The sequence below is a fragment of the Intestinibacter sp. genome (assembly GCF_051866655.1).
Classification (GTDB): domain Bacteria; phylum Bacillota; class Clostridia; order Peptostreptococcales; family Peptostreptococcaceae; genus Intestinibacter.
Map to the genome: position 1 here is coordinate 1 of NZ_JBJDXL010000031.1, position 8,166 is coordinate 8,166.

General features: G+C 31.1%; 8 protein-coding genes. All 8 read right to left on the reverse strand.

Going from position 1 to position 8,166, the window contains the following annotated elements; all coding sequences use genetic code 11:
* Window positions 1–895: ABC transporter permease (locus ACI3VO_RS00905; protein WP_439756093.1), on the reverse strand; the 895-nt coding region annotated here is incomplete at its 3' end.
* Window positions 885–2,456: an ABC transporter ATP-binding protein gene (locus tag ACI3VO_RS00910; RefSeq protein WP_439756094.1), complete on the reverse strand. Its 1,572-nt coding sequence runs from the start codon at window positions 2,454–2,456 to the stop codon at window positions 885–887. The genes ACI3VO_RS00905 and ACI3VO_RS00910, both read right to left, overlap by 11 nt.
* Window positions 2,457–2,471: 15 nt before the next feature.
* Window positions 2,472–3,518, reverse strand: a complete 1,047-nt coding sequence (locus tag ACI3VO_RS00915) for a BMP family lipoprotein (RefSeq protein ID WP_439756095.1) — start codon at window positions 3,516–3,518, stop codon at window positions 2,472–2,474.
* A gap of 134 nt (window positions 3,519–3,652) precedes the next feature.
* Window positions 3,653–4,687 (reverse strand): BMP family lipoprotein, encoded by a 1,035-nt coding sequence (locus ACI3VO_RS00920; protein WP_439756096.1) that lies wholly within the window; start codon window positions 4,685–4,687, stop codon window positions 3,653–3,655.
* 336 nt (window positions 4,688–5,023) lie between these two features.
* Window positions 5,024–5,869, reverse strand: a complete 846-nt coding sequence (locus ACI3VO_RS00925) for a DegV family protein (protein WP_439756097.1) — start codon at window positions 5,867–5,869, stop codon at window positions 5,024–5,026.
* Window positions 5,870–5,897: 28 nt separating this feature from the next.
* Window positions 5,898–6,368 (reverse strand): tRNA (uridine(34)/cytosine(34)/5-carboxymethylaminomethyluridine(34)-2'-O)-methyltransferase TrmL, encoded by a 471-nt coding sequence (gene trmL, locus ACI3VO_RS00930; RefSeq protein WP_439756098.1) that lies wholly within the window; start codon window positions 6,366–6,368, stop codon window positions 5,898–5,900.
* Between the two features lie 106 nt (window positions 6,369–6,474).
* Window positions 6,475–7,830 (reverse strand): VanW family protein, encoded by a 1,356-nt coding sequence (locus tag ACI3VO_RS00935; protein WP_439756099.1) that lies wholly within the window; start codon window positions 7,828–7,830, stop codon window positions 6,475–6,477.
* Between the two features lie 8 nt (window positions 7,831–7,838).
* Window positions 7,839–8,166 (reverse strand): endonuclease III domain-containing protein (locus tag ACI3VO_RS00940; RefSeq protein ID WP_439756100.1); only part of this gene is annotated, 328 nt, incomplete at its 5' end.

Genomic DNA, 8,166 nt, shown 5'->3' on the forward strand with positions numbered 1-8,166 from the left:
TAGGATTGTTGTTGGCGATAAGTGCAACAGCTATACCATCGAATCCATATCCCTCTTGTGCTGGAAGTACTGTTATAACATTAGTTACTCCCATAACCTGTATTGCACCGGCTATTGCAGCTAATAAACCGGCTATTGCCATCGATTTTACCATAGAGCTTCTTATATTTATACCTGCATATTCAGCTCCAAACTTGTTAAATCCAACTGCTCTAAGCTCAAATCCTAGAGTTGTTTTTTTCAATATAAATGCAATTATAAGAACTAGTACTATAGATATTACGATACCCCAGTTTACACTAGTAGCTGGACCAACTAAGCCTTTCATCCAATCTATGCTTATTTTAGCACTATCTTTTATTGGAACTGATGTCTCACTGTTAGGAACCTTTAACCATGTAGTCATCAATACAAAATTACTTAAATAAAATGCTATCCAGTTCAACATAATATTTGATATAACTTCATTTATTCCAAATCTAGCCTTTAGCCAGCCTGATATACCTCCCCATAAAGCACCTGCTAAAGCAGCTGATATCAAAGTAAGAGGTATGTGTATAAATGCTGGTAAATCTACTCCAGCACCAACTAATACTGCAACTAGCGCTCCTATTATAAATTGCCCTTCAGCGCCTATATTAAAAAGTCCTGTTTTGTAAGCAAATGCAATTGATAAACCTGTAAGTATTAGCGGTGTACCTCTGATTATAGTCCACGCTATATACTTAGGCTTTCCTATTATACCTTCTATTAATGCACTGTAAACTGTAATAGGATTGTGTCCAGAAAGAATCAACGCTATAGCTCCGACTAAAAGACCTAAAACAACAGATGCTATTGAAAATATAAAAGTATCATTTATTATTTTTTTGCTTTTAAATAACTTATTCTCCACTATTAGCACCTCCTGCCATCATAAGTCCTAGAGCATTTTCGTCTGTTTCATCGGCATTTACGATTCCTACTATCTGCCCTTCGTACATTACTGCTATTCTATCAGATACATTCATTACTTCGTCTAGTTCTAGAGAAACTAGTAAAACTGCATTTCCTGCATCTCTTTGCTCTATTAGTGATTTATGAACAAACTCTATAGCCCCAACATCAAGTCCTCTCGTAGGTTGAGTTGCTATTAAAAGCTGTGGCTCGTGATTTTCTTTTCTAGACATTTCTATGTTATTTACTTCTCTACCGATTATTATCTTTTGTTGATTTCCACCAGAAAGTGCTCTTGTTCTCTGAGTGTAATCTGTAGGTCTGACATCAAATCTAGAAATTATAGATTTAGCATGCTCATTCATCGCTTCTTGATTTATTATGAAATTTTTAGAAAATCTATTTTCTTTATAATTTTGTAAAATAGTATTTTCTGCGACAGTGAAGTCTAGTACAAGACCTCTTTTATGTCTATCTTCAGGTATATTTTTTATACCCTTTTTAAATATTTGCTTTGGCGTATTGTTTTTAACTTCTTTGCCGTTTATTTTTATACTTCCGCTGTGAGATTTTCTAAGTCCAGTCAAAGCCTCGACTAGCTCGCTCTGTCCATTTCCATCTATACCTGCTATTCCCAGTATTTCTCCTGCTTTTACTTCTAATGATAGATTATCTACAGCATTTATTTTTCTATTGTCTTTTACTACTAAGTTTTCTATTTTTAGTACTGTATCTGTTGGTTCGGATGCTTTCTTGTCGACCTTGAAATTAACCTCTCTACCGACCATCATAGTCGCTAAATCGTCCTCTGTTACCTCGTCAACTTTTACAGTATCGATATATTTTCCACGTCTTATAATCGTACAATAATCTGCTATTGCTTTTATTTCCTTTAATTTATGCGTAATTATAATGACCGACTTTCCTTCTTTAGTTAAATTTCTTATTATTTTTATTAAATCTTCTATTTCTTGTGGTGTTAAAACTGCTGTCGGCTCGTCAAGTATAAGCATGTCTGCTCCTCTATATAGAGCCTTTAGTATCTCTACTCTCTGCTGCATTCCGACTGATATATCGTCTATTTTAGCCATAGGATCTACTGATAAACCGTATTTTTTAGATAACTCCTCTACATCCTTAATAGCCTTTTTCATATCTAAGGCACCCATAAATTTAGTAGTCTCACTACCTAAAATTATATTTTGAGCCACTGTAAAGGTTCCAATCAACATGAAATGCTGATGCACCATACCTATTCCCTTTTCAATAGCAACAGTAGGATTTTCTATATTTGTAAGCTCTCCATTAATATAAATTTCACCTGAAGTCGGAGTATATAGCCCATATAAAATATTCATTAAAGTTGATTTTCCTGCTCCATTTTCTCCTAAAAGAGCATGGATTTCACCTTTATGTACAGTCAGATTTATATTATCATTTGCTACAAAATCACCAAACTTTTTAGTTATATTTTTCATTTGTATACTTTTTTGACTGTAATCTATATAACTATTTTCCATGATATACCCTCCTCGCTATTCTCCAAATATTTCTTTATATTCTTCGGCATTTTCTGGAACAGTTATTTCACCATCTTTTATCTTTTGAGCTTCCTTTTCAACATAATCAAGTATATCCTTTGGAACATTTTTATCAGTACTATCTGCTATCCCTACACCGCCACTAGCAAGTGTATTTACTACAACTTGGCCACCTTTATAAGTGCCATCTATTAATTGACCTATTAAATCTATAACTGATACATCTATATTTTTTACTGCTGACGTTATTACATTATCTGGAGCTAAATCATTTTGGTCTGTGTCAACACCTATAGCCATCTTATTGTTTTCTTTAGCTGCTTCTATCGCTCCTGTACCAACTGCTCCTGCTGCTGTGAATATAACATCTACACCGTCTTTGTGCATTTGGTTTGCTATAGATTTTCCTAATGCAGAATCGTTGAAGCTGTTTGCGCATCTGTCTATCACTTCACAATCTGGGTTAGCAGTCTTAACTCCCGCTTTATATCCATATCTAAATCTATTTAACACTACACTGTCCATTCCAGAAATATACGCAACTTTGTTTGTTTTAGTCATTTTACCTGCTATTAATCCTGCTAGATATGACGCTGTATTATCTTCATATACTAATGAAGTTACATTTTCTGGTTGTTTTTCATATGCATGGTCTATTATTGCAAATTGCTTTTCAGGGTAATTTGCTGCTGCTGTTTCTATAGCATCGGCAGTTTTGTAGCCAACACCAATTATCAAGTCTAGATCTTCTTCTACAAATGTCTCTATATTTGGGGCATAATCTGCATCCTGATTAGATTCTAAGTATTTTACTTGTACCTTGTCTTTGCCGTATTTTTCTTCGGCCTTTTGTAAGCCCTCCCAAGTAGATTGGTTAAATGATTCATCATTGACACCACCTGTATCAGTGATCATTCCTACCTTGTATATTTTTCCATCTTCAGATACATTATCTGTATTCCCTTTATTAGTACATCCAACTGATAACGAACCTATCATCGTACATATAAGTCCAATTGCAAGTATCTTTTTTAATTGCATAACGTCCTCCTAAAGCTGTCTATTATATTTTTATTTTGTGCAAATTTTTGTATATTATTTATAACTAGATCGATATTTTGATTTTAAATAAATAACTATCAAGTATCTCTACTCAATAGCTATTTATTAGAAAATTATTTTCCAACTATTTCTTGGTATTCTTTTTCATTTGATGGAACCTTAGTTTCTCCGTCTTTTATCTTTTGAGCTTCTGCTTCAACATAATCCATAACATCTTGTGGAACATTTTTGCTTGTTGTATCAGATAATCCAACACCACCACTAGCAAGTGTATTTAATACAACCTCGCCACCTTTGTAAGTTCCATCTATCATTTGTCCAACTAAATCAATAATTGATACATCTATGTTTTTCATAGTTGATGTTATTATGTTGTCTGGTGCTAGAGGACTTTGGTCTACATCGACACCTATAGCCATTTTATTGTTTTCCTTAGCTGCTTCTATTGCTCCTGTTCCAACTGCTCCTGCTGCTGTGAATATGATATCTACTCCATCCTTGTGCATTTGGTTAGCTATAGATTTTCCTAATGCTGAATCACTGAAAGTATTGGCATATCTAGCTATTACTTCACAATCTGGATTTGCAGCCTTAACACCTGCCTTATATCCATATTCAAATTTAGCTAATACTGGACTTTCTATTCCACCTATAAATGCTACTTTATTTGTTTTAGTCATTTTACCTGCTATTAATCCTGCTAAATAAGATGCTGTGTTATCCTCGTACATTAATGATGTAACATTTTCTGGTTGTGTTTCATATGAATGGTCTATTATTGCAAATTCTGTATCAGGATAATTTTTAGCTGCTGTTTCTATTGCATCAGCCATTTTATAACCAACACCAATTATTAAATCTAAATCCTCTTCTACAAATGTCTCTATATTTGGAACATAATCAGCTTCTTGAGTAGATTCTACATATTTTACTTGGACTTTATCTTTGCCGTATTTTTCCTCAGCCTTTTGTAGACCTTCCCAAGTAGATTGGTTGAAGGATTCATCGTGTACCCCTCCTGTATCGGAGATCATACCTATTTTATATACGTTCTCTTCTTTCGCCGTATTATTACCACCGCATCCAACTAGTAATGAACTCATCATAACTATTGAAAGTCCTGTCATAAATAATTTCTTAAATTGCATATTTTCCTCCTGTAGTTGTCTATTATTTACTATTTTTATTTTGTGCAAATTTCTATATATTATTTATAAGTCAAATTAATCTTATTTAATGCATATTAATTTAAATATTATTATATATTTAAATTAATATATTTGTTTTATATGTCGAAATAGCACGAATTTTTATGTATTTACATTATCCTATTTTCTTTTTAAAAAATCAATACTTATTTTTCATATTTTAAATCTTTATTCGTATTTTTCCATAAAAAAATAAGCTGCAAAATAAATATTTACTTTACAACTTATTTAAATAATTCTATGTATTATATATTTTTCATTTATAGTTAAAATATATTATTTCTTAAAAGTTAATAATCCTAAAACTCCAGGTCCTGAATGTGATCCTATACAAGAACCTACTCTAAATGAGCCTATTTTTTCAGGATTGTATTTTTCCTTTAAAACCTCTATTAGTGCATCTCTTTCTTTTACATTGTCCATATATCCAACGTACATAACTTTATTGTCTATTTGACCATTAGTTAATTCATCTGTAGTTTCAATTAATTTATTTATAACGTTCTTCTTACCTCGAACTTGACCTAGCTGAGTAACTAATCCATCCTTTACCTCGCATATAGGCTTTACATTTAATATATTCCCTAAAACAGCCTTTGTAGAAGATATTCTTCCTCCTTTTTGAAGGTGGTTTAAAGAATCTATAGAGAATACTAGACAGTATTTTTCTTTTATTAAATCAAGCTCTGGAATTATTTCTTCAACATTCTTACCTTGTTCAGCTAACTCAGCAGCTCTTAATACAAATATTCCTGCTCCAAAAGTTAAATTGCTTGCATCGTATAAATATATTTCTCCATCTGTATCATTTTTAGCCATAACTGCACTTTGATAACTTCCTGTAGCATTTGCTGATGATGCCACATAGAAAATAGTTCTTCCTTCAGCTATATATTTATCAAATACAGCTTTAAATTGTCCATACGTTACTTGTGATGTCTTTGGATAGACCTTTTTTTCTTCTAATATTTTATAAAACTCATCTAACTCAAAATCTATTCCATCTTTATATTCTTTATCTTCTAATATTACAGTTAAAGGTAAAACTTCTATATCGTACTTTTCTATTTGTTCTTTAGTTAAATCTGACATACTGTCACAAATTATTTTTATCTTGCCCATAGTTAAAAACTCCTTTATTATAAAATTGCTATCTCATTCCCGGATATCCAATTTGTCTCATAGCTTCATATACTACTACAGCAACAGAATTTGATAAATTTAAGCATCTCGCTTTTTCTAAATTCAACATAGGTATTCTAATACAATTTTCAATGTTTTTTTCTATTAAAGCGTTTGGCAGTCCCTTTGTTTCCTTTCCAAATACTAAAAAGCACCCATCCTCATATTCTACATCTGAATGAGCTTTAGTTGCTTTTGTTGTAGCAAAATAATATTTTGCATCTGGATATTTTTCTTGTAATTCCTCAAAGCTATCGTAATATTTTATTTCTGAAATATCCCAATAATCAAGTCCACATCTTTTTAAATATTTATCCTTCAATGAAAACCCTAAAGGTCTTATTAAATGTAAAGTTGTTCCTGTATTTGCACAAGTTCTTATTATATTTCCAGTATTTTGAGGTATTTCAGGTTCTACTAATACAACATTTAATGACATTTTTTCCTCCTTATACTAATATACTTATTAATTATTTGCATAAAAATTTTTATAAAATCATAAACCTAAGCTTTATTATATCAAAAAAAGCTACTATTTAAAAACTTCATTTGTTTATTTTAATTATTTCGTCACGAGGCGGATAATAGCTAGTATTTATTAGCTCCTTTTTTAAAATCTCTCCGTCTAATTTGTATAAACGAAAAGTATTTACAGTATATCCTAATTTTCCCTCTTGTTCAACCACTTCTGTTCCTTTTTGTAAACTAGAATCCTGTTTATAGACTTTTTTATTTTTAATAACCTTTACTACCTCTGTCTTAATTTCTATGTTCTTTTTATCTTCTCCATTTCCATATATACTCGATACAATCCTTCCTTTGAAAACTTGATTGTATATTATTATCGGTGTTTTATTTTTATTTTGAAATACAAAATCTATATATCCATATGATACAGTCGCATCTCTTCCTTTATTAGCATATAAGCTAGGTATAGAGTGGTTCGTCACGTCAACTATATCCATTCCTGCGTATAATGCCGCATTATAAATAGTAGTTGAAACCTGACATATTCCACCACCTAATCCTCTACCTGGTTTTCCATTTAAAATAATCGGCGCATTTTTTAGCTTGCTTCTCGCTCCTGTACTTTCTAATATATTATTAAAAGAAAATTTCTCGTCTGTATTTACAATTATATTGCTAGTTGAGTTTGCAGCTACACTTATATTATCTACTCTATTTGTATTGTTAGGATTAAAATAAGTCTCATAAGTCCCTAATAAAGTATTTATTTTTTTTAATTGATCATAGGTATATTTTGGAGCTATAGTTTTTATCGGTATTTCAGCCTTTTCACAATTTAAATTTTCTATTTTATAAATTATGATTTCTTTTAATTTATTTTTATCTATAGTTTGTCCGTAGCTATCTTCTGTCACAATTATTTCTCCATTTGAAATCTCTGCTGTTGCATCTACTGGAGCTATATAAATTTTCGAATTGAGATCCTCTATTAGTTTATCTATTTTTGAAATACTATAATTACAATCAAATGGAATTATTTTCTTGTCGCCTCTGCGTAAACTTATCCTTGTTTTTATATCTGAAATTATATCTTCACTTCTGCCTACTTTATAAGCCTGCTCAATTAAATTATCGACCTTATAATCTACCTCAAATTTACTTTTATCTATTATTATCTCTTGATTTTTGTAAATTAATACAAAGCACCTATTTTCTTCTATATAAGAATTCACTTTTTGCTTTGCTTCTTCTCTAGTTAAGCCTGATAAATCGATATTATCGATATATACATTTTTATAAATTTTTTGATTAAAATTAAAAGCATCTACTATATCTGCTTTTCCTATTATAAAAACAATTACTAATATTACTAAAAGTCCAAGTCTTTTCAAAGCCGTCATTCCTTCCTTTATAGTAATTAATAGTATCCTCAAATAAATTCCTAATCTATTTCATTATTATAGTAATCACAATCCTCTTTTATTGGACATACATCACATTCTGGCTTTCTAGCCTTACACATTCTTCTTCCATGGAATATAAATAGATGATGTGAATGAGACCATCTATTTTTAGGTATTGCCTCCATCAATGCAAATTCTGTTTTTTCAGGAGTTTTAGTGTTTACGATTCCTATTCTATTCGTAACTCTAAATACATGTGTATCAACTGCTATAGCATCGTGGTTGAAGGCATTACTCAAAACTACATCAGCAGTTTTTCTTCCTACGCCTGGAAGTGTAGTTAATTCCTTTAAAGTTTGAGGTACT

Coding starts and splice junctions, on each gene's coding strand:
- trmL (WP_439756098.1), bottom strand. CDS start 6,368: ATGTCATTAAATGTTGTATTAGTAGAACCTGAAATACCTCAAAATACT.
- ACI3VO_RS00925 (WP_439756097.1), bottom strand. CDS start 5,869: ATGGGCAAGATAAAAATAATTTGTGACAGTATGTCAGATTTAACTAAA.
- ACI3VO_RS00920 (WP_439756096.1), bottom strand. CDS start 4,687: ATGCAATTTAAGAAATTATTTATGACAGGACTTTCAATAGTTATGATG.
- ACI3VO_RS00910 (WP_439756094.1), bottom strand. CDS start 2,456: ATGGAAAATAGTTATATAGATTACAGTCAAAAAAGTATACAAATGAAA.
- ACI3VO_RS00915 (WP_439756095.1), bottom strand. CDS start 3,518: ATGCAATTAAAAAAGATACTTGCAATTGGACTTATATGTACGATGATA.